Consider the following 18,179-nt stretch of genomic DNA (forward strand, 5'->3'; position numbering starts at 1 on the left):
CCGCCGGGGTTCGCACCCGGGCAACCGGGTCACGCCCAGGTGTGCACGGGCTCGTTGGCGTGCATCGCTTCGCGGTACTCGCGCAGCGTGGCGCGGAGGGCGTCGTACCGCTCCATGCCGGCACGTTCATGCACCCTGTTCACGAACCAGGTGGCCCCGGTGACGCCGGTGATGCAGCGCCCCTCGATGACACCGAGGAGGCGATCGCGGACGGATGCCTCCACCCCCCACGCCTCGAGACCCTGGTGGGCCAGCGGCAGCAGCCGTCGCAGCACCAGCTCGGTGGCGGGCACCTGCCCGACGCCCGGCCAGTAGAGCTGCGCGTCGATGCCGTCTCGGGCGGCGGTGTGGAAGTTCTCCTCGGCGGTGCTGAACGACAGCTGCGACCACAGCGGCCGGTCGTTCTCGGCGATCGCGCGGACGAGACCGAAGTAGAACGCGGCGTTGGCGACCATGTCGACCACGGTCGGGCCGGCCGCGAGCAGGCGGTTCTCGACGCGCAGGTGCGGCACGCCGGCCGAGATGTCGTAGACCGGGCGGTTCCATCGGTAGATCGTGCCGTTGTGGAGGCGGAGCTCGTCCAGTCCGGGGATGCCGCCGGCGTCGAGCACCGCCATGGGATCCTCGTCGTGCACGATCGGAAGGAGCGGCGGGAAGTACCGCACGTTCTCCTCGAAGAGGTCGAAGACGGACGTGATCCAGCGGTCGCCGAACCAGACCCGCGGCCGCACGCCCTGCGCCTTGAGCTCCTCGCTGCGGGTGTCGGTGGCCTGCTCGAACAGCGGGATCCGCGTCTCGCGCCACAGCTCACGGCCGAGCAGGTACGGGGAGTTCGCCGAGACCGCCAGCTGCACGCCGGCGATCGCCTGCGAGGCGTTCCAGTACGCCGCGAACGACTCCGGCGAGGTCTGCACGTGCAGCTGCATGCTGGTGCACGCCGCCTCCGGGACGATCGAGTCCGCCGTGGCGTCCAGTCGCTCGGGACCCGCGATCGAGATCGAGATGTCCTCGCCGCGGGCGTCGAGGATCTGCTCGCTCAGCAGGCGGTAGCGCGGGTTCGCGCTGATGCTCGCCGGCCGCAGGTGCTCCTCGGCGAGAGTGGGGAGGATGCCGATCATGACGAGGTGCGCGCCCACCGTCGACGATCTCGCCTCGGCGTTGTTGAGACTGCGGCGCAGGCCCTCCTCGAACGTGCGCAGCCCGTCCAGCCGCAGCCGGGCGGGCGGCACGTTGATCTCGACGTTGAACTGCCCGAGCTCGGTCTGGAACGCGGCATCCGCGATCGCGTCCAGCGCCTCGGCGTTGCGCAGGGCGGGGTCGCCGGCGTCGTCGACGAGGTTGAGCTCGACCTCCAGGCCGGTCATGGGGTCGTCGGTGTCGAAGTGCGCCTCGCGCAGCATGCGTGCGAACACGTCCAGGTTGCGCCGGACCTTCTCGCGGTGACGCGTGCGATCGGCGCGGGTGAACTCCTGTGCCTGGACGTCCTCCCCCATGGCGGCACTCTAGCGACCGCCTCCGCAGGCGGCCAGTGAACCGCCGCGGCGCCGTGGACTGCTACGCGCCCCGCGGCGGCGCCGTCGAGTCGCGCACGTTGAGCGTCGGGTTCAGCACCACGCGGTGCACGGGGCGGGTGGGATCGTCCAGGCGGCGCGCGAGCAGCTCCACGGCCGCGGCTCCGACGGCGGCCCGCGGCGGGCTGACCGCGGTGAGCGCCGGGGTGAAGAGCTCGGCCACCTCGTCGTCGTAGGCGACGATCGAGAGGTCCCCCGGCACGGAGATGCCGCGGTTGAGCGCCAGGTCGACGAAGGCCATCGCCTCGGGGTCGGAGTGCACGAGGATCGCCGTGACCGAGTTCGACAGCGCGGCGTCCAGCGTCGCGTCGACCACCGCGGAGAAGTCCGGGCTGGTGCGCGGCGGGAGGCTGGTCTCGAAGTGGTCCGAGGGCGTCAGCCCCAGCTCGAGGCAGGCCGCCTGCCACCCGGCCGCGATCTTGCGCGACGTGGGGGAGTCCCGCGCGATGATGAGCCCCACCTTGCGGTGCCCCAGCGCGGCGAGGTGGCGCGCGGCCAGCACGGCGCCCAGCGCGTGGTCGGTCGTGACGTTCTCGACCGGGCTGCGGTCGGGCAGCAGCACCGCGTCGCGCTCGACGAGCACGTTCGGCACGCCGCAGCCGGCGAGCCACTGCACGACGTCCTGCGCGTGGGGGGTGTCGGTGTTGGGGGCGACGACGAGCCCGCGGACCCCCTCGGTATGGACGAGGCGCTCGAGCACCGGACGCTCGTCCTGCAGCTCGTACGACGCGCCGCGCAGCACGACCCGGAAGCCGTGGCGCGTCGCCTCGGTCTCGGCGCCGCGCACGACGCTGGGCCAGTAGAAGCTCAGCGACGGCACGAGCATCGCGATCGAACCCGTGCGGGACGGGGCGGACGAGGGGGCGGCATCCGCGTCGTCGAAGCCGCCGGCCGACGGAACCGCACCGCCGTGCACGCGGACGAGAAGGCCCTCGCGCTCCATCTGGGCCAGGTCCCGGCGCAGCGTCACCGGCGCGACACCGAGATCCTCCATCAGCTGCGCGACCCGCACGGCGCCGTCGCGCTCGAGCATCGCCAGCACGTGGGCGCGCCGCTCGGCGGCCAGCAGCGCCGGTGTCTGGTCGGTCATCGGGCGTCCTCCGCGTTCGTCAGGTCCAGTTCTACCGTGACCGCGATGCCGTCACGCGTCGTCACGTCGAGATCGAGGCGGGTCAGTGCCGCGCCCCACACGTCCGCGAGCATCGGGTCGTCGAGGGCCCGCACGACGAGGTCGGCCTCGGTCCCCTCGGGCCACGAGATGCGCACCGGCGTCGCTGGGCCGTGGGGGGTGACGATGACGGATGCCGCCTCCCGGCGCACCTCGCCGGCCAGCAGCATCCGCACCGAGGTCCGCGGGCTCGCGGGCTCGTGCGCGGGGGAAGGCGTCCAGCGGTCCTCGACGACGACGCGCCGCGACGATCGCTCGAGCCGCACCGTCCGCCGCCACGGGCCCGTCGCGCCGGCGTAGGCGCCCGAGAGCTCGAGCGAGAGCGACGACGCGTCCTCGTCGGCCGACGCCGCCACGGCAGCCGCCGCGAACCGCGCACCGGGGCTCTGCTCGTGCCCGGCGATCACGGGCACGTTGTGCCAGCCGCTCTGCATGGTCCAGATGTCGTAGCGACCCTCGCCGAAGGTCTGCAGGGTGTACGTGGGCCGGCCGGCGTCGACGATGACGGGGACGCCGTCGGAGGCGACCACGAACGACCCGACGTCGTTGTGGTTGTGGTGCTCGCCGTTGTGGCCGCCCTTGACCGCGACCGTCAGGCCCCGCGCCGTGCCGCCGTGCTCACGGGCGAGCATCACCTCGGTGGAGGGGAGCCACACGTCGCGGGGGAGCGGCGACGCCGCGCGGTCGGCGCCCACCCACTCCGGGTCGGTGATGCCCTGCAGCAGGCGTCCGAAGCCCTCGTGCTCGGTCGCGGCGGGCATGCCGGCGATGCGGTGCGAGGCGGCGTGGGCCGCGGCATCCGCGTCCCCGGCGCTGCGTGCCGCGCGATGCAGGGCGTGCCACGGCTGTGCGGCCGGCGGACGGGCCTGGCCGTCCGCGACGTTGAGGTACCAGTCGCCGCCGAGATGCATGCGGTGCGGGAAGGCGACGGTCTCGCGCAGCGCCGGGATGCCCGAGGCGTCGAGCACGCCGCCGGTGGCGTGGCGCACGATGTCGAGCGCCTCGAGGGCGCGGCAGGCGCCGTTCCACCAGTAGGCGTAGCCCTCGTCGATGGCGCCGTCGGCGGGGAGCGCCGAGACGTACCGGTCGATGCCCTCGATCGCGAGGCCGACGATGCGTGCGCGCTCGTCGGCCTCGGCCGGGTCGTCGAGCAGCCGGAGGGCCGCGGTCAGGACGTTGCCGTGGATCCACGGGTTCCAGTTGTGGACGTCGCCGTCCAGGCCGATCCAGTGCCAGTCGCGGCGAAGGGTGAACGGCTCGAACACCCGCACGCGGGCTTCGCGGCGGATGCGGGAGCGGATGCCGGGGTACCGGGCTTCGAGCCGTTCTCCGAGGAGGTGGTCGATCCAGGTCAGAAGCGCGACGGCTTCGCCTGCGCCGAGGTCGAGGTAGGGGGACTCCACCGTAGGCAGCACCGATCCGCGCTCGCGGAAGGCGTCGTCGTGGGCCGGCCAGCACCACGAGCTCTGCTCGCAGATGAGCCACACGCCGTCGAGGACCTCGGCGAGCCATCCGGGACCGAGGACGGGGTCGTCGGCGTGGTGCGCGGCGGCGATCGCGGCGCGGGCGACTCGGCGCTGGCGCTCGAAGACGATGCGCTCCCATCCCTCACGGTCGCCGTCGTCATGGAGCCGGGCGGCGTCGGTGGCGAGCGGCACCGGCCACGGCGCGGTGCGGTCCGCCGCGGCGCGTTCGAGCACGTCGGCGACGCCCGCGGGGTCGGCGCTGCCGCGTGCCCCCCACACGCCCCGGTCTTCCGAGGACGCGACGGGGAGCGCCCGTCCGGGTGCGACGAGGAGACCCGCCAGCGCCGCGGCGAAGCCGGCCGAGCCGGCGCCCGCCTGCCGGTGGTAGGCGTCAGCCAGCACTCCCTCGAAGGGCACGGTCGCCGTGGCCAAGGGTCCTCCTCGTTGATTTCCAGCCGGGGAACGATCGCATTAAACGATCAGAAACGATCATAACAAGTCGAAACCAGTCTTGCAATGAACGAAAACGGTTGATACGCTCCCGAACGTTCGCTTTCCGCTGGCCCGAACCAGCGGCGAGAAGACGGCATCGAGGGAGATCCCGAGTGACAGTCCAGCAGCACGAGACAGCGCACCGCACCGCACCGCTCGCCGGCGCGCGTGTCGACTGGACCCGCGACGAGTGGCTCGCCTACGCCGACCGCCTGCTCGACACCGCCCGCTCGTTCGCGTCGCCCGGCGCCGGGCGCATCCACTTCCCGGGCGCCGAGGGCGGCTACGGGCACGCCGTCGACGGGCTCGAGGGCTTCGCGCGCACCTTCCTGCTCGCCGGCTTCCGCATCGCCGGCGCCCGCGGCGAGGGCACCGAGGAGCTCGCCGAGTTCTACCGCCGCGGCATCGTGACGGGCGTTGACCCGCAGGCCGAGGACCGCTGGGTGCGTCTGGAGGAGCACGCCCAGGCGAAGGTCGAGGCGGCGTCCCTGGCGCTGGTGCTCGACATGACCCGCCCGTGGATCTGGGACCGCCTGGACGAGCTGACGCAGCAGCGCGTCATCGACTACCTCGCTCCGGTCGTCGGCGATGCGGGCTACCCGAAGACGAACTGGCTCTGGTTCCGCGTCGTGGTGCAGACGTTCCTGCGCTCCGTCGGCGGGCCCTGGTCGGCCGACGACATCGCCGACGATCTCGCCCTGCATGACGCGCTCCTGCGTGAGGACGGCTGGATCTCGGACGGGTTCGAGCGCTCGTACGACCACTACGTCGGCTGGGCCCTCCACACCTACCCGGTGCTGTGGTCGCGCATGCAGGGCGCAGACACGCTCGCCGCCGGCCGCACCGCCGCCGACATCGCGCGGCTCGACCGCTTCCTCCAGGACGCCGTGTGCCTGGTCGGCGCCGACGGCTCGCCGCTCGTGCAGGGCCGCAGCCTCATCTACCGCTTCGCGGCCGCCGCGCCGTTCTGGGTCGGCGCGTTCGCCGGCGTCCCCTCCGTGCCGCTCGGGCAGCTGCGCCGCGCGGCGAACGCCGTGGTCGCTCACTTCCATGACGCCGGCGTCCCGGCGCAGGACGGCGTCCTCACCATGGGCTGGCACCACGAGTGGCGCCAGCTCGCGCAGTCCTACTCGGGTCCCGGCTCCCCGTACTGGGCCGTGAAGGGACTCCTCGGCATCGCGCTTCCCGCCGACCACCCCGTGTGGGCGGCCGAGACCGAGCCGCTGCCCATCGAGTCGGGCGACGAGCTGCGCACCGTGCGGCCGGCAGGCTGGGTCGTCTCGGGCACGCGGGCCGACGGCATCGTACGCATCGTGAACCACGGCACCGACCACGCCGCCGAGGGCACCCTCGTCGGCGACTCGCCCCTCTACGCCCGCATCGGCTACTCGACCGCCGCCGGCCCGCTCGCGGACGAGCGGGCGTGGGAGGAGCCTCTCGAGCAGTCCGTCGCCCTCGTCGACGCGGCCGGACGCGCCACCCACCGATCCGCCATGGAGCTCATCGACGTCCGCGTCCAGGACGACGAGGGCGGCCGGATCGGCATCGCCGCGTCCATCTCGCGCGCCCACTGGATCGCGCCGCGCCCCTCCGCCCACCGTCACGGCTCGGGCATCGACGGCGAGATCGAGGTCGCGGGCACCGTCGAGGTGCACTCGCTCGTGCGCGGTCCGTGGGAGGTGCGCCTCGCCCGTGTCGACGCGCTCGAATCCGGCGTGACCGCCGCGTCGCTCCGCCTCCGCGTGGGCGGCTGGGCCGTCGCGGCCGAGTCGGTCGAGCAGGAGACGACGGATGCCGCAGCCTCGGTCGTGGCGAACACGCCGCGCGTACCGGCCCCTGGCTCGGGCCCGCGGGCGTCGGCTCCTGCCGCACGGCTGCGCAGCAGCATCCGTCCCCTGCTCGGTGAAGGCGAGACGGCGATCGACATCCGCCACGACGCCGGTCCGCTCGGACCCGTCGCCGGCGTGCCGGTCGTGTCGTACCCGGTCGAGGTGGGGCAGTGGGTCGCGACGCTCGTCGAGCTCACCACCGCAGATCTCGCGTCGCCCGCCGGCGCCGCCGTCGCCGTCGACGCGCACGGCTCCCAGACCACCGTCACGGTCAGCTGGCCGGACGGGACCGCGACCACGAGTCGCCTCGCACACCCCGGATCCCCCGCGAACCGGTAACCCGACGGGCCCGAGGGCGGGTCCGCAATCACAAAGGAGTACCCCCAGAATGAAGCGCTCATACGCTGCCGCGGCCGGCATCGCCGTGGTCGCAACGCTCGCTCTCGCCGGCTGCAGTGGCGGCGGCGACGAGGCCGCCGCGCCCGAGGAATCGGGCCCGGTCACCCTCTCGCTCTCGGGCTGGAGCCTCGACACGACGCCGGAGTTCCAGGCGCTCGCCGATGCGTTCCACGAGGAGAACCCCGACATCACCGTCGAGGTCAAGGGCTACGACGCGGCCGAGTACAACACGCTGCTCACCGCCGACCTCGCCGCCGGCGCGGGCCCCGACATCATCACGCAGAAGGAGGTCAAGTTCGTCCCGACGTTCGTCGAGGGCGGCCAGCTCCTCGACGTGTCGGACGTCGAGCTGCCCGACGGCATCAGCGGCGCGGCCTCGTACGAGGTCGACGGCACCGCCTACGCCGTGCCCTACCGCAACGACTCGTGGGTGCTGTACTACAACAAGGCGCTGTTCGACGAGGCGGGCGTCGAGTATCCCGACGGATCGTGGACGTGGGACGACTACGCCGACGCCGCCGCCGAGCTGAACAGCGGCCTCGCCGGTGCCGGCAGCGCCGCCAAGGCCGCCTACCTGCACAACTGGCAGTCGACCGTCCAGGGCTTCGCGAACGCGCAGTCCGACGGTGACATCCTCGAGGGCGACTACGGCTACATGGCGCCCTTCTACGAGAACGTCCTCGCGCTGCAGGACGCCGGCGACCAGGTCGACTTCAACACCGCGAAGGCGAACCAGCTCACCTACCAGGGCGAGTTCGGCAAGCAGAACGCCGCGATGCTGCCCATGGGCACCTGGTTCGTGGCCACACTCATCGCCCAGCAGGCCTCGGGCGACGCGGACGACTTCGAGTGGGGAATCGCGCCCATCCCGCAGGCCGACTCCGAGACCGCGGGCCTGGACAACACCCCGGTGACCTTCGGCGACCCGACCGGCTTCGGCATCAACGCCGCGATCGACGAGGGCAAGGTCGCCGCCGCGAAGAAGTTCCTCGCGTTCGCCGCCGGTGAGGAAGGCGCTCAGATCCTCGCCGAGATCGGCATCACGCCGGCGCTGCTGACCGACGCGGTCGTCGAGACGTACTTCTCGGTCGACGGCGCCCCCACCGACGACCTGTCGGCCTTCGCCTACTCGACCCACGAGGTGCACCCCGAGAACCCGACGTCGAACAAGGCTGCGGCGATCCAGGGCATCCTCGGCGACATGCACACCGCGATCATGTCGGGCTCGGCATCGGTGTCGGACGCGATCGCCGAGGCGGAGGACCGCGTCGCCAACGAGGTCGGCCTCGACTGATCCTCTCGGTGACCGGCCCGCGCTGCGGGCGGGCCGGTCACCATCCCCCCGCTTCACCCATCCATCCCCTGGAGGTCCGCCATGGCGACCATCACCGCCACCGAGGCCGGCACCGCGCCGCCGCCCGTGCGCCGACGGCGCTCGAAGCTGCGGCTGCGCAACACCCTCATCGGATGGAGCTTCATCCTTCCGAACTTCCTCGGCTTCGGTCTGCTCACGCTCATCCCCATCGTCGTGCTCTTCTACATGTCGTTCACGAACTGGAACGTCTTCGGCACGGCGAACTGGGTGGGCCTGGACAACTTCGAGCGGCTGCTGGGCGACGGCAGCTTCCGCATCTCGGTCCTCAACACCCTGTACTACTCCGCGCTGCACATCCCGCTGACGATCGCCGTCTCGCTGGGTCTGGCGCTGCTGCTGAACAACAAGCTCCGCGGCGTCGCGTTCTTCCGCACCGCCGCCTTCTTCCCGTACATCACCTCGATCGTCGCGATCGCCGTGGTGTGGAACCTGCTCTTCAGCCCCGAGTACGGCCCGATCAACGAGTTCCTCCGGTTCATCGGCATCCAGAACCCGCCCGGATGGCTCACCTCGCCCGAGTGGGCGATGCCGGCCGTGGTGATCGTCGGCACGTGGCGCGACATGGGCTACTACATGATCCTGTTCCTCGCGGGCCTGCAGACGGTGCCCCGTGAGCTGCACGAGGCCGCCCGCGTCGACGGGGCGAGTGTCTGGCAGCGGTTCGTCAACGTGACGCTGCCGTGCCTGCGCCCCACCATGTTCTTCGTCACCGTGATGCTGACGATCAACTCGTTCAAGATCTTCGACCTGATCCTCGTCATGACCGACGGCGGCCCGGGTCAGTCCACCCTCGTGATGTCGCAGTTCATCTACCGCAAGGGCTTCGAAGAGAGCCAGTTCGGGTACGCCTCGGCGGCCGCGGTGGCGCTGTTCTTCATGTGCATCATCGTCACGATCGTGCAGTTCCTCTGGAACAAGAAGCGGAGCAGCTGATGGCCGAGCAGATCGAGAAGGACGTCGAGCTCCTGGTCGCCGACTACACGGCGCCGTCCGAGGCGCGCCGCGGCCTGCGCAAGCTCGCCGAGGAGCCACCCATGCAGGCGCCGACGTCCCGCGAGAAGATGACGCCGGGGCGGCGCGCCGCGCGGGTCGCCATGTACGTCGCGCTGGTCGTCTTCGCGATCGGGCTGCTGACGCCGTTCGCGTGGATGGTGCTGAGCTCGTTCAAGTCTGCCAACGAGGTCTTCTCGGTGCCGGTGAAGTGGCTCCCCGAGACCTTCGTGTGGCAGAACTATCTCGACATCTGGACCGAGTCGAACATGCTCGTCTGGATCCGCAACACGCTGTTCCTCGCGGTGGTCGTCACGTTCCTGCAGGTGCTCACCGGATCGTTCGCCGCGTACGGCTTCGCGCGCATGAGGTTCCGCGGTCGCGACGTGCTGTTCCTGCTGTACGTCGGCACCATCGCCGTGCCGTGGCAGTCGTACATGATCCCGCAGTTCATCCTGCTGTCGAATTTCAAGGTGTCCAACACGCTGTGGGCGATCATCCTGCTGCAGGCGTTCGGCGCGTTCGGCGTGTTCCTGATGAAGCAGTTCTACGAGACCATCCCCGAGGAGCTCTCCGAGGCGGCGCGCATCGACGGACTCAGCGAATACGCGATCTGGCGCAAGATCATGCTGCCGCTGTCGATCCCGGCCCTGGCCTCGCTGACGCTGCTCACCTTCGTCAACACGTGGAACGACTACCTCGGGCCGCTCATCTACCTGCGCAACCCCGACCTGTGGACGATCCAGCTGGGCCTGAAGAGCTTCGTCTCCAACCTCTACGACACCAACTACGCGCTGCTGTTCGCGGGGCTGACGATCTCGGTCATCCCGATCGCGATCATCTTCCTGCTCGGCCAGAAGTACTTCGTCGAGGGCATCGCGACGAGCGGTCTGAAGGGCTGAGCGCATGAAGAAGCTCAACGGCCTGGTGTCGCACGAGATGTGGGCGTCCCTCATCGGGATCATCTACCTCGCGCTCGTGGTCAACCTGCTGCTGGTGATCGCGTGCCTGCCGCTGGTCGCGGTGCTCGCCACCACCGATCCGCTGCACTCCTGGCCGCTGGTGGCCGCCACGGCGCCGCTCGCGGCACCGGGCGTGGCTGCGGCATTCCGGGCCTTCCGCGAGCACGGCGCGGGTGGGCTCGGCCCGATCCGCGCGTTCGCCGCAGGGCTGCGCGACACGTGGCGCCGGGCGCTCCTGATCGGTGCGGCGGTCACCGCGGCGGTCGTGGTGCTCCTCGTGGATGTGCGGATGCTGTCGAACACGGCGGTCGCGGTGGTCACGGTGCCGCTGCTGGCGGTGCTCGTGCTCGTGGCGGTCGCGGTGGGGCTGGTGGCGCTGGTCGCGCTCGCCGAGGCGCCGGCCGCCCGGCTGCGGGACGTGCTGCGCGCGAGTCTCTACCTGAGCCTCAAGCGCTGGTACCTCACCGCCGCGTCGCTGCTCGCACTCGTGGCGCAGGCCGCCGTGTTCGCCACCGCGCCCGCGCTCGGTCTCGGGCTCACCGCCTCCGCCGCCCTGTACTTCGCGTGGACCAACTCCCGCTTCACGCTCCGCCCCGTGCTCGACCTCGACGAGAAGGCGGCCGCGCAAGCCTGAGCCCGCGGCATCCGTTCTCCGTTCCCCTGCTTCGAAGGATTCCTCCATGACGTCCACCTCGCCCGTCTCGGGCACCACCGCCACGCCCGCCGACTCGCCGGTGGCCGTCGCCGGCGCGATCGACGCCGCCCTGTCGACGGTCCGGCGCAACATCGCGACCTTCGGCGGCGCGTACCCCGGCGACACGACGGTGGACGACCGCTACGAGCTGCGCCCGGCCGAGGGATCCATCCCCCGCGGCGGCAACCGCGGCTGGACCACCAGCTTCCGCACCGGCATGCTGTGGCTCGGGTGGGAGCTGAGCGGCGACGAGGCGTTCCGCGAGGCCGCACTGGTCGACGTCGCCGACTTCGCGCGCCGCGTCCGCGCCGAGGAGGACCTCGACACCCACGACCTGGGCTTCCTGTACACGCTGTCGACGGTCGCCGCGTGGCGGCTCGTCGGCGATCCGGCCGCCCGCGACGCGTCGCTGCTGGCCGCCGACCACCTGATGCGCCGGTTCCTGGAGCCCGCGGGCATCATCCAGGCGTGGGGCGACCTCTCCGACCCGGCGCAGCGCGGCCGCACGATCATCGACAGCCTCATGAACATGCCGCTGCTGACCTGGGCGCACGAGCAGACCGGCCAGGAGCGCTTCGCCGACGCCGTCGCACGCCACACCGCGCAGCTGCGCGACCACATCCTGCGCGAGGACGACTCGACCTTCCACACGTTCTACTGGGATGCCGCCACCGGCGAGCCGCTCCGCGGCGCCACCGAGCAGGGCGCGTTCGACGAGTCGTGCTGGGCGCGTGGCCAGGCGTGGGGCATCTACGGCTTCGCGATGAACTATGCCGTGACCGGCGACGAGCGCCTGCTCGAGGCATCCCGCCGCTGCACGGAGTACTTCCTGCGGCACCTCCCCGCCGACGAGGTGCCCTTCTGGGACCTCGTGTACACCGACGGCAGCGACGCGCCGCGCGACAGCTCGGCCGCCGCCATCGCGGTGTGCGGACTGCTCGAGCTGGCGAAGGTGGAGACGGATGCCGCGCGCGCGGCCGAGTGGACGACGCGTGCCCACGCGATCCTGGCGTCGCTCGTCGAGAACTACGCCCCGGCCGCTCCCGAGGACTCGGACGCGCTCCTCCTGCACTCGGTCTACGACCTGCCGAAGGACAACGGCGTCGACGAGGGCACCCTCTGGGGCGACTACTTCTACCTCGAGGCCCTCATGCGGGTTGCGCGCCCCGAGTGGAGGAAGTACTGGTGAGGCTCGTCAGGTACACAGGCGTCGACGGGGGACCGCGGCCCGGTGCGGTCGTCGCGGGCGCCGAGGGCGAACGGCTGCTGGACCTCGGCGACCTCGCCTGCTCGGTCGAGGACCTGCTGACGGATGCCGCGGCGCTGGCCGCCGCGCGTCAGAGGGCGGCCGCCGCCGACGCCTCGCTCCTGGCGCCGTTCGACTCCGCGGCGCTGCTCGCACCGGTGACGCCGGGGAAGATCCTGTGCCTCGGCTACAACTACCGCGGTCATGTGCCGGACGGCATCGATCCGACCGCGAACGACCCCGAACATCCCGACGTGTTCGTGAAGACCCCGAACACGCTGGCGGGGCCGAACGAGCCGGTCGTGATCCCGCCGGGTGCGACCGACGTGGACTACGAGGGCGAGGTGGCGGTCGTCATCGGCCGCCGCGCGCAGCGGGTGTCGCTGGAGGACGCGCTCGACCACGTCGGCGGGTACACGATCCTCGACGATGTGTCGGACCGCGCGTGGCAGCGGCGGCAGAGCCAGTGGGCGCTGGGCAAGTGCTCGGACGGCTTCGCACCCCTCGGCCCCTGGGTCGTGACGCCCGACGAGGTGCCCGACCCGCAGGACCTCCTCGTCGAGGTCGTGCGCGACGGCGTCGTCACGGTGTCGCAGTCGACGTCGACCACGATCTTCAGCGTGGCGTTCGTCATCCATCACCTCAGCCAGGTGCTGACCCTCGAGCCGGGCGACATCGTCTCGACCGGAACCCCGCAGAAGCTGCCCGCCGCCCAGGACGCGCACCGCCCGCTCGCCGACGGCGACGCGGTCACCGTGCGGATCTCGGGCATCGGCGAGCTCACCACCCGATTCGTCGCCCACCAGGAGGCCGCCGCATGATCCTCGATTCGTTCCGCCTCGACGGCAAGGTCGCGCTCGTCACCGGGTCGAGCCGGGGGCTCGGTCAGGGTGCCGCGGTCGCGCTCGCCGAGGCCGGTGCCGACGTCGCGCTCCTCGACCGCGGCGACGCCTCGGCCACCGCGGACCTCATCGCCGCGACCGGCCGCCGCGTCCACCGCGTGCAGCGCGACCTCGTCTCGGCCACTCCCCACGAGCTCGCGTCCGCGGTCGACGAGGTGATCGCCGAGCTCGGCGGCCTCGACATCCTCGTGAACAACGCCGGCACGATCCGCCGCGCGCCCGCCGTCGACTACCCGCTCGGCGACTGGGACGACGTGCTCGCGATCAACCTCGACGCCGTGTTCCACCTGTCACAGTCCGCGGGCCGCCACATGCTGGCTCAGGGGAGCGGACGCATCATCAACGTCGCGTCCATGCTGTCGTTCCAGGGCGGCATTCTCGTTCCGGCATACACCGCCTCCAAGCACGCGGTGGCCGGATTGACCAAGGCGCTGGCGAACGAGTGGGCCGCCGCCGGCGTCACCGTCAACGCCGTCGCCCCGGGCTACATGGCGACCGACAACACCGCGCCGCTGCGCGCCGACGAGGACCGCGCCGCGTCGATCCTGTCGCGCATCCCGGCGGGGCGCTGGGGCGAGGCATCCGATCTGCAGGGCGTGTTCGTCTTCCTCGCCTCGGACGCCGCCGCCTACGTGACCGGCGCCGTCATCCCCGTCGACGGCGGCTGGCTCGTCCGCTGACCTCACGCCCCACAAGCCTTCACGCACACCAGGAGAGAACCCGTGACCGAGACGCACATCCCGCAGCGCTACGCGACCAACCCCGCACAGATCCCGGGCATGACCACCCAGGACCTGCGCGACACCTACCTCATCCCCGACGTGTTCGTGCCCGGCGAGATCCGCCTGACGTACACGCACCACGACCGCATCGTGCTGGGCGGCGCCGTGCCCGCCGGCGGTGTGCTCGAGCTCGGCGGCTACCCCGAGATCCGCAGCGACTACTTCCTCGAGCACCGCGAGGTCGGCATCATCAACGTCGGGGGCACCGGCACGGTCACCGCCGACGGCGAGGTCTACACGCTCGTCAAGGGCGCGTGCCTGTACCTCGGCCGCGGCATCCGCTCGATCTCGTTCGCCGACGCGGACGGCTCCGGTGACCAGGGCGCGCAGTTCTACCTGTTCTCGGCACCGGCGCACACCGCCTACCCGGCCGCGCTGGTCTCGCCCGGCGAGGGCACCGTGCGCGAGCTCGGCGACCAGGTCACCTCGAACCGCCGCACGCTCAACCAGTACATCCACGAGAACGGCGTCAAGAGCTGCCAGATCGTCATGGGCGTCACCGAGCTGCACCCGGGCTCCATGTGGAACACCATGCCCGCCCACACGCACGACCGTCGCACCGAGTGCTACCTGTACTTCGACCTGCCCGAGGACGCCCGCGTCATCCACCTGATGGGCGAGCGCGAAGAGACGCGTCACGTCGTCGTGGCCGACCGCCAGGCCGTCATCTCGCCGTCGTGGTCGCTGCACTCGGGGGTCGGCACGTCGTCGTACACGTTCGTCTGGGCGATGGCGGGCGAGAACCAGGCCTTCGACGACATGGATGCCGCGCCCGTCACCGACCTGCGCTGACGGATGCCGCAGCCTGACTACGCTGGGGCGATGCCCCTGACGCTGCTCGCGATCGGCGAGACGATGGCGATGGTCACGCCGGTCGTCGCGACGCCCGTGTCGGACGCCGACGCCTTCCTCCTCGACGCGGGCGGTGCGGAGTCCAACGTCGCCGCCCACGTGGCCGCGCTCGGCCACCGCGCGGTCTGGTTCAGCCGCCTCGGAGATGACGCGCTCGGCCACCGCATCGCTCGGCAGCTCGCCGCCCGCGGCGTAGACGTGTCGCGGGTCGTGTTCGACGGCGCGCACCCCACCGGGCTGTACGTGAAGGACCCCGGCAACGGCGTCCTCTACTACCGCCGGGGCTCCGCGGCCGCCCACCTGAGCGACGCGGACGCCGACGCGGTGGCGTTCGACGGCGTCGACCTGCTGCACGTGTCGGGCATCACGGCCGCGATCTCGGCATCCGCGTCGTCCTTCCTCGCCCGCGTCATGGCGCGCGCCCGGGAGCACGGCGTGCCGGTGTCGTTCGACGTCAACCACCGCGCGCCGCTGTGGGATGCCGCCACCGCCGCCCCGGTGCTGCTCGAGCTGGCCCGCGCCGCCGACATCGTGCTCGTCGGCCGCGACGAGGCCGAGACCCTGTGGGGCACCGCCACCGCCGCCGAGGTGCGGGCGCTGCTGCCGGCGGTCGCCGAGCTCATCGTCAAGGACGGCGACGTCGGCGCGACCGCATTCGTCGGCGCCGACGAGGTGTTCGAGCCCGCCCTGGTCGTCGAGGTCGTCGAGCCGGTGGGCGCCGGCGACGCGTTCGCCGGCGGATACCTCGCCGGGCGCCTCTCCGGCGCGCCCGTGCCTGCCCGGCTGCGCGCCGGCCACGAGCGCGCCGCGCGCACCCTCCAGACCACCACCGACTCGATCGACGAGCCCGCCGCGCGGGTGCCGCTGCCCGGCGGCCCGACCGCATGACGGGTTTGGGGCGCGTCCCGCGCGTTCGGGGCGCGCGCCGTCCGCCCCGAACGCGCGCCGTGCGCCCCGAACCCGAGATGATGACCGAACGCGACGAACGAAGGACTTCCGAATGACCACCTCATCGACGAGCAGCACGGATGCCGCGGCCCAGGGCGCCTGGTTCGAGACGGCGTTCGCCGGGGCGCCGCTCATGGCGATCCTGCGGGGCATGGGCGTCGAGCGCTCCGTCCGCCTGTCCGAGACCGCGTGGGATCTCGGCATCGACTCCGTGGAGGTGCCGCTGCAGACCGACGAGGACGAGCGCGCCCTGCGGGAGGTCGTCCGCATCGGCGCGACCCGCGGCAAGAGCGTCGGCGCCGGCACGATCATCACCCCCGAGCAGGTGACGCTGGCCGCCGACGCCGGTGCGTCCTACCTCGTGTCGCCCGGGCTCGACCCCGTCGTGGTGCGGGCGGCGCAGGATGCCGGCATCCCGATCCTCCCCGGCGTCGCGACGCCCAGCGAGGTGCAGCTGGCCGTGTCGCTCGGGCTCACCTGGCTCAAGGCGTTCCCGGCGACCTGGCTCGGCAGCGACTGGTTCGCGCACATCCGCGGGCCGTTCCCGCAGGTGCGCTTCGTCGCCACCGGCGGCCTGAACGCGTCCAACGTCGACGAGTTCCTCGACGCGGGCGTGCGCGTTGCGGCGGTCGGCTCGGCGCTCGAGGACGCTTCGCAGCTCGAGCGCCTCGCCGAGGTGCTGAGCGCACGCAGCGGTTCCGCCCGGTGACCGGCGCGACGGTCCGATCGTTCGCGATCGGCGACTCCGACTTCCTGCTCGACGGCGAGCCGTTCCGCGTGCTCTCCGGGGCGCTGCACTACTTCCGCGTCCACCCCGGCCAGTGGGCCGACCGCATCCGCAAGGCGCGCCTGATGGGCCTCAACACCATCGAGACGTACGTCGCGTGGAACGCCCACGAACCTCGCCGCGGCGAGTGGGATGCGACGGGCTGGAACGACCTCGGGGCGTTCCTCGATCTCGTCGCCGCCGAGGGGATGCACGCGATCGTGCGGCCCGGCCCGTACATATGCGCCGAATGGCATAACGGGGGCCTGCCGACATGGCTGACGGGGATGCCGGGCATCGGGCTGCGCCGCTCCGAGCCGGCGTACCTCGCCGAGGTGTCGGCGTACCTCGAGCGTGTATACGACATCGTCGCGCCCCGGCAGATCGATCGCGGGGGACCGGTGATCCTCGTCCAGATCGAGAACGAGTACGGCGCGTACGGTGACGACACGGCGTACCTCGAGCACCTGGTGCGCGTGACGAAGGATGCCGGCATCACCGTGCCGCTGACCACGATCGACCAGCCGACCGACCAGATGCTGAGCGACGGCAGTGTCGCCGGCGTGCACCTCACGGGCTCCTTCGGCTCGCGGGCGACCGAGCGCCTCGAGACGCTCCGCCGTCATCAGCCGACGGGTCCGCTGATGTGCGCGGAGTTCTGGGACGGCTGGTTCGACTGGTGGGGGGCGTACCACCACACCACGTCGGCGGACGAGTCCGCGGCCGAGCTCGAGGCGCTCCTCGCGTCCGGCGCATCCGTCAACTTCTACATGTTCCACGGCGGCACGAACTTCGGACTGACCAACGGGGCGAATCACAAGGGGCGCTTCCTCCCCATCGTGACGTCGTACGACTACGACGCGCCGCTGGACGAGCGCGGCGACCCGACGGAGAAGTACTTCGCCTTCCGCGAGGTGATCGCGCGCTACGCGCCGGTGCCCGACGAGGTGCCGCCGGCGAGCGGCCCCGCGCCGGAGCTGACGGTCGCGCTCGACGTCGTCGAGTTCGGCGCTGCGGCCGGGACTGCGGCGGGAGTTGCGGCGGGTGACCCGCCGACGTTCGAGGAGCTCGGGCACCTCGGGGCCCTGGTGGTATACGAGGCTGATCTGCCGGGAGGCCGGGGCGGCGTGCTGCGGGTCGGCGAGGTCCGCGACCACGCATGGGTGTCGGTCGACGGCGTATCCGTCGGCACGCTCTCGCGCACCCGCCACGAGGATGCCCTCGTCGTGCCGGCAGGCCGGCACGTGCGGGTGCTGGTCGAGGAGCAGGGGCGCGTGAACTACGGGCCGCACCTGGGCGAGGCGAAGGGGCTCATCGGGCCCGTCACCCTCGACGGTGCGGCCGTCTCGGGGTGGTCGTCGACGGCGATCGCCCTCGAGGACGCCGCGCGTCGCGTCGCGGACGCGCCGATGGCGGACGCGGTTCGGCCGGCCGGTGTGGCGCCGTTCGGTCTGCGGGGGACCTTCTCGCTCGACGAGCCTGCCGATCTGTTCCTCGACACCGCCGGCTGGGGCAAGGGCTTCGCGCTGGTCAACGGGTTCCTGCTCGGCAGATACTGGTCCAGCGGTCCGCAGCGGACGCTCTTCGTGCCGGCGGCGGCGCTCGTCGCGGGGGAGAACACCATCGTGGTGATCGAGCTCGACCGCGTCGCCGACCCGATCGCCCGATTCGTGGCGGAGCCGGATCTCGGCCAGCGCGACGAGTAGCCCGCGACGCGACGAGCAGCCGGCGGTGCGT

General features: G+C 71.9%; 15 protein-coding genes. 12 read left to right on the forward strand and 3 right to left on the reverse strand.

Features of this window, described 5'->3' with window-relative positions:
* Nucleotides 1-29: 29 nt before the first annotated feature.
* From ACZBH1_RS06870 to ACZBH1_RS06880, 3 genes are all read right to left on the reverse strand, one after another.
* Nucleotides 30-1,493 carry a glutamate-cysteine ligase family protein gene (locus ACZBH1_RS06870; protein WP_463645908.1) on the reverse strand — a complete coding sequence of 488 codons (1,464 nt, stop codon included), beginning with the start codon at nucleotides 1,491-1,493 and terminating at the stop codon, nucleotides 30-32.
* Nucleotides 1,494-1,554: 61 nt separating this feature from the next.
* Nucleotides 1,555-2,661 carry a LacI family DNA-binding transcriptional regulator gene (locus ACZBH1_RS06875; protein ID WP_463645909.1) on the reverse strand — a complete coding sequence of 369 codons (1,107 nt, stop codon included), beginning with the start codon at nucleotides 2,659-2,661 and terminating at the stop codon, nucleotides 1,555-1,557.
* Nucleotides 2,658-4,637 carry a heparinase II/III domain-containing protein gene (locus ACZBH1_RS06880; RefSeq protein ID WP_463645910.1) on the reverse strand — a complete coding sequence of 660 codons (1,980 nt, stop codon included), beginning with the start codon at nucleotides 4,635-4,637 and terminating at the stop codon, nucleotides 2,658-2,660. Before ACZBH1_RS06880 ends, ACZBH1_RS06875 begins: the two co-directional genes overlap by 4 nt.
* Before the next feature lie 173 nt (nucleotides 4,638-4,810).
* Here ACZBH1_RS06880 and ACZBH1_RS06885 point away from each other — a divergent pair, with 173 nt between their 5' ends.
* The 12 genes from ACZBH1_RS06885 to ACZBH1_RS06940 all read left to right on the forward strand — a co-directional run bounded on the left by ACZBH1_RS06885 (nucleotide 4,811) and on the right by ACZBH1_RS06940 (nucleotide 18,148).
* Nucleotides 4,811-6,865, forward strand: a complete 2,055-nt coding sequence (locus tag ACZBH1_RS06885; RefSeq protein WP_463645911.1) for a DUF2264 domain-containing protein — start codon at nucleotides 4,811-4,813, stop codon at nucleotides 6,863-6,865.
* Nucleotides 6,866-6,914: 49 nt separating this feature from the next.
* Nucleotides 6,915-8,219 (forward strand): ABC transporter substrate-binding protein, encoded by a 1,305-nt coding sequence (locus ACZBH1_RS06890; protein WP_452323736.1) that lies wholly within the window; start codon nucleotides 6,915-6,917, stop codon nucleotides 8,217-8,219.
* A gap of 81 nt (nucleotides 8,220-8,300) precedes the next feature.
* Nucleotides 8,301-9,233 carry a carbohydrate ABC transporter permease gene (locus ACZBH1_RS06895; RefSeq protein WP_378879076.1) on the forward strand — a complete coding sequence of 311 codons (933 nt, stop codon included), beginning with the start codon at nucleotides 8,301-8,303 and terminating at the stop codon, nucleotides 9,231-9,233.
* Nucleotides 9,233-10,192, forward strand: coding sequence for a carbohydrate ABC transporter permease (locus ACZBH1_RS06900; RefSeq protein WP_463645912.1), 960 nt, complete (start codon nucleotides 9,233-9,235; stop codon nucleotides 10,190-10,192). The genes ACZBH1_RS06895 and ACZBH1_RS06900 overlap by 1 nt, the downstream gene beginning before the upstream one ends.
* Nucleotides 10,193-10,196: 4 nt before the next feature.
* Complete coding sequence (locus ACZBH1_RS06905) at nucleotides 10,197-10,886, forward strand: ferredoxin-NADPH reductase (protein ID WP_463645913.1); 690 nt, start codon at nucleotides 10,197-10,199, stop codon at nucleotides 10,884-10,886.
* Nucleotides 10,887-10,932: 46 nt separating this feature from the next.
* Entirely contained in the window at nucleotides 10,933-12,135 is a 1,203-nt protein-coding gene (locus tag ACZBH1_RS06910) for a glycoside hydrolase family 88 protein (RefSeq protein WP_463645914.1), read from the forward strand.
* Nucleotides 12,132-13,013, forward strand: a complete 882-nt coding sequence (locus ACZBH1_RS06915) for a fumarylacetoacetate hydrolase family protein (RefSeq protein WP_463645915.1) — start codon at nucleotides 12,132-12,134, stop codon at nucleotides 13,011-13,013. Before ACZBH1_RS06910 ends, ACZBH1_RS06915 begins: the two co-directional genes overlap by 4 nt.
* Nucleotides 13,010-13,774 carry a 2-dehydro-3-deoxy-D-gluconate 5-dehydrogenase KduD gene (kduD, locus tag ACZBH1_RS06920; RefSeq protein WP_463645916.1) on the forward strand — a complete coding sequence of 255 codons (765 nt, stop codon included), beginning with the start codon at nucleotides 13,010-13,012 and terminating at the stop codon, nucleotides 13,772-13,774. Before ACZBH1_RS06915 ends, kduD begins: the two co-directional genes overlap by 4 nt.
* Nucleotides 13,775-13,816: 42 nt before the next feature.
* The gene (gene kduI, locus ACZBH1_RS06925; RefSeq protein WP_463645917.1) at nucleotides 13,817-14,668 is read left to right on the forward strand and encodes a 5-dehydro-4-deoxy-D-glucuronate isomerase; all 852 of its coding nucleotides are present in this window, start codon (nucleotides 13,817-13,819) and stop codon (nucleotides 14,666-14,668) included.
* Nucleotides 14,669-14,698: 30 nt separating this feature from the next.
* Nucleotides 14,699-15,616, forward strand: coding sequence for a sugar kinase (locus ACZBH1_RS06930; RefSeq protein WP_463645918.1), 918 nt, complete (start codon nucleotides 14,699-14,701; stop codon nucleotides 15,614-15,616).
* Between the two features lie 112 nt (nucleotides 15,617-15,728).
* A complete protein-coding gene (locus tag ACZBH1_RS06935; RefSeq protein WP_463645919.1) occupies nucleotides 15,729-16,385 on the forward strand; it encodes a bifunctional 4-hydroxy-2-oxoglutarate aldolase/2-dehydro-3-deoxy-phosphogluconate aldolase in 657 nt (218 codons plus the stop codon).
* Nucleotides 16,382-18,148, forward strand: coding sequence for a glycoside hydrolase family 35 protein (locus ACZBH1_RS06940; protein ID WP_463645920.1), 1,767 nt, complete (start codon nucleotides 16,382-16,384; stop codon nucleotides 18,146-18,148). The genes ACZBH1_RS06935 and ACZBH1_RS06940 overlap by 4 nt, the downstream gene beginning before the upstream one ends.
* Nucleotides 18,149-18,179 lie beyond the last annotated feature (31 nt).

This window comes from Microbacterium sp. ZXT2-5 (assembly GCF_055329545.1).

Excerpts from the sequence above, each read along its gene's own strand:
- ACZBH1_RS06870 (WP_463645908.1), bottom strand. The coding sequence starts at position 1,493 with ATGGGGGAGGACGTCCAGGCACAGGAGTTCACCCGCGCCGATCGCACG.
- ACZBH1_RS06875 (WP_463645909.1), bottom strand. The coding sequence starts at position 2,661 with ATGACCGACCAGACACCGGCGCTGCTGGCCGCCGAGCGGCGCGCCCAC.
- ACZBH1_RS06890 (WP_452323736.1), top strand. The coding sequence starts at position 6,915 with ATGAAGCGCTCATACGCTGCCGCGGCCGGCATCGCCGTGGTCGCAACG.
- ACZBH1_RS06895 (WP_378879076.1), top strand. The coding sequence starts at position 8,301 with ATGGCGACCATCACCGCCACCGAGGCCGGCACCGCGCCGCCGCCCGTG.
- ACZBH1_RS06900 (WP_463645912.1), top strand. The coding sequence starts at position 9,233 with ATGGCCGAGCAGATCGAGAAGGACGTCGAGCTCCTGGTCGCCGACTAC.
- ACZBH1_RS06905 (WP_463645913.1), top strand. The coding sequence starts at position 10,197 with ATGAAGAAGCTCAACGGCCTGGTGTCGCACGAGATGTGGGCGTCCCTC.
- ACZBH1_RS06910 (WP_463645914.1), top strand. The coding sequence starts at position 10,933 with ATGACGTCCACCTCGCCCGTCTCGGGCACCACCGCCACGCCCGCCGAC.
- kduD (WP_463645916.1), top strand. The coding sequence starts at position 13,010 with ATGATCCTCGATTCGTTCCGCCTCGACGGCAAGGTCGCGCTCGTCACC.
- ACZBH1_RS06930 (WP_463645918.1), top strand. The coding sequence starts at position 14,699 with ATGCCCCTGACGCTGCTCGCGATCGGCGAGACGATGGCGATGGTCACG.
- ACZBH1_RS06935 (WP_463645919.1), top strand. The coding sequence starts at position 15,729 with ATGACCACCTCATCGACGAGCAGCACGGATGCCGCGGCCCAGGGCGCC.